General features: G+C 71.8%; 3 protein-coding genes. 2 read left to right on the top strand and 1 reads right to left on the bottom strand.

The window, feature by feature from the left end:
• Both KUTG_RS00920 and KUTG_RS00915 read left to right on the top strand, forming a co-directional pair.
• Positions 1-381 (top strand): helix-turn-helix transcriptional regulator (locus KUTG_RS00920; protein WP_043714233.1); only part of this gene is annotated, 381 nt, incomplete at its 5' end.
• Between the two features lie 186 nt (positions 382-567).
• Complete coding sequence (locus KUTG_RS00915; protein WP_043727814.1) at positions 568-1,242, top strand: L,D-transpeptidase family protein; 675 nt, start codon at positions 568-570, stop codon at positions 1,240-1,242.
• Between the two features lies 1 nt (position 1,243).
• Here the strand turns inward: KUTG_RS00915 and KUTG_RS00910 are convergent.
• A partial coding sequence (locus tag KUTG_RS00910; protein ID WP_157495487.1) for a M20/M25/M40 family metallo-hydrolase occupies positions 1,244-1,992 on the bottom strand: 749 nt, incomplete at its 5' end.

Raw genomic sequence — 1,992 nt, 5'->3', positions numbered from 1 at the left:
CGGTCGCACGCCGTGGTCGGCGCCGCGCTGATCGGCATGGGGGAGCGGGACGCGGCGCTGCGGGAGCTGAGCGTGGCGCGCCGGCTCGCGGAGAGCTGCGGGGCCCGCGCGCTGGCGGCCGAGCTGGTCGACACCCAGCTCACGCTGTCCGTGCGTCGCGCGCCGACGGTCCGCAGCATGGACACGCTGACCGTCCGCGAGCACGAGGTCGCCGAGCTGGCCGTGCGCGGCCTGACCAACCGGCAGATCGCGGAGAAGCTGGTGGTCAGCGTGAAGACGGTGGAGGGCCACCTGTCCCGCGTGTTCACCAAGCTGGGCGTGCCCTGTCGGACGGCGCTGGCCGCGCCGCTGCGCAAGATGGAAGCCGAACTGGTGCACTGAGACCGCGGTGCTGAACCGCACGGGGCCGGCGTGTGGCCCCGTGCGCGACGGCAGGCCCGTGTCACAATCAGCCGTCCCGTCCGGAAATAACCTGATCCGAAGGAATTAGGTGACCTGCCGCCGGCATTGGTGATCTTGCTCTACGATCGCGCCGACCCGCCGTTCCGCGAGCCAGGAGTTCACCCGATGCCCAACCGTGTCGTCACGGCGACGGTGGCCACCGCCATGTTGCTGACCATGACCGCCACCTCCGCCAGCGCCTCCAGCCTGCCCATGCCGTACCAGGGTCCGGCCGGCCAGGTCATCACGGTCGTCGCCGACAGCGCGACAGCGACCACCGCCGTGCTCACCGCCTGGCAGCGCACCGGCCCGCTGTGGGATCAGTGGACGGTCGTGCACGGCCCGGTCACGGCCAACGTCGGCACCGACGGCATCGGCCAGGCCAGTGAGACCACCTCCAAGACGCCGGCCGGCGTGTGGACGCTGACCGAGGCCTTCGGCATCCAGGCCAACGACGGCACCCGGCTGCCCTACCGCCAGGTCGGCACGTCCGACTGGTGGGTCTCGGACACCAAGTCCCCGCTCTACAACACCTACTACCACTGCACGCCCGGCAGCTGCCCGTTCAACGAGGGCGCCGGCGAGGACCTGGGCAAGGCCGGCCCGGTCTACGACCACGCGGTGGTCATCGACTACAACCGCAAGCCGGTCGTGCCCGGCGCCGGCTCGGCGTTCTTCCTGCACGTCTCCGCGGGCAAGCCGACCGCCGGCTGCGTGTCCATCCCGGCCGACGACCTCAAGGCCGTGATGGCCTGGCTCGACCCCGCGCAGCACCCCGTGATCGACATCGCTGTCCACTGATCTAGCAGGTCGACAGGAACCGGTCGAGGGCCTTCACACCGAACGCCAGGCCCTCGACCGGGACCCGCTCGTTGACGCCGTGGGCCATCGCCCGGTAGTCGAAGCCCTCGGGCACCCACAGGGGGGAGAAGCCATAGCCGGGTATCCCCAGCCGGGCGAACGCCTTCGCGTCGGTGCCCCCGCCCAGGCAGTACGGCACCACCACGGCCGCCGGGTCGGCAAAGCGCAGCGCGTCGGCGATCGCGTCGAACCACGGCGAGTCGATCGGCGCCTGCACCCCCGGCTGCGGGTTGAGCAGCTCCCGGCTCACGTGCGGGCCGATCAGCTCGTCGACGGTGGCCAGCAGCTCCTCCTCGCCGCCCGGCAGCACCCGCGTGTCGATCAGCGCCTCCGCAGTGCTCGGGATGACGTTGACCTTGTAGCCGGCGGTCAGCGCCGTCGGCGTGGTGCTGTTGCGGATCGTCGACTCCACGAGCGAGGCCGCGCCGCCCAGCCGCGCCACCGTTCCGTCCACATCGGACAGATCCACCTCGACGCCCAGCGCCGCACCGACCTGTTCGATATAGGCCTGCACGGACGGGATGAGCCGCACCGGCCAGCGGTGCTCGGCCAGCCGCCGCACCGCCTGCACCAGCCGGATCACCGCGTTCTCGTCGTTGCGGCGCGACCCGTGACCGGCCCGGCCGCGGGCGGTCAGCCGCAGGTGCGAGGACCCGCGCTCGGCCGTGCCCACCGGGTAGAAGTGGATGC

Origin of the sequence: Kutzneria sp. 744 (genome assembly GCF_000568255.1) — a bacterium.
In the GTDB taxonomy this organism is placed as follows: Bacteria; Actinomycetota; Actinomycetes; order Mycobacteriales; family Pseudonocardiaceae; genus Kutzneria.
The sequence above is the reverse complement of the archived record's forward strand: the minus strand, read 5'-3'. Positions and strand labels throughout refer to the sequence as shown.